Annotated in this window: 1 pseudogene; it reads right to left on the bottom strand. The window is 44.1% G+C overall.

Annotated features, from left to right (window positions below):
• Positions 1–75: 75 nt before the first annotated feature.
• Positions 76–297: pseudogene (locus tag HC176_RS18965) on the bottom strand (glutathione peroxidase); the annotation flags it as partial.

Here is a 297-nt window from a genome sequence, read left to right as displayed (position 1 = left end):
AATTATCCCGTTGCCGGTTCCCTGTTGCCTGTTCCGGTTCTGGAAATCCAAAATTAAACCCCTGGACCTTATTCTTTAAAGGACTAATTTTTGTATTTCCTTCTCCAGGCTCTCCGGTTTTGTGACGGGAGCAAATCTTTTTACCGGTTTGCCGGTGCGGTCGATAAGGAACTTTGTGAAATTCCATTTGATCTTACTTCCAAGGATCCCGCCAAGTTCCTTTTTAAGGTACTTGAAAAGCGGGTGGCCATTATTTCCATTCACATCAACCTTGGCAAACATCGGAAAATCAACGCC

The organism is Tamlana crocina (assembly GCF_012037625.1).
The sequence above is the reverse complement of the archived record's forward strand: the minus strand, read 5'-3'. Positions and strand labels throughout refer to the sequence as shown.